Genomic DNA, 213 nt, shown 5'->3' on the forward strand with positions numbered 1-213 from the left:
GAGCCCTCGGTGGGTAGCAAGGGCGATAGCTACGACAACGCCTTGGCCGAAACCATCAACGGACTGTACAAGGCCGAGCTGATTTACCGTCAATCATGGAAGAGTCGCGAGGCTGTTGAGATAGCAACCTTGAAGTGGGTGCACTGGTACAACCACCAGCGCCTACTGAGCTCAATCGGGTATATCCCGCCTGCGGAGGCTGAGGCAAACTTC

The 213-nt window shown here is 56.3% G+C and carries 1 protein-coding gene; it reads left to right on the top strand.

What is annotated here, in order from left to right; genetic code table 11:
• The coding region (locus F3I16_RS20995) for an integrase core domain-containing protein (protein WP_160495455.1) at positions 1 to 213 on the top strand (213 nt) is incomplete at both ends.

The organism is Pseudomonas sp. L-22-4S-12, assembly GCF_009799935.1.
GTDB lineage: Bacteria > Pseudomonadota > Gammaproteobacteria > Pseudomonadales > Pseudomonadaceae > Aquipseudomonas.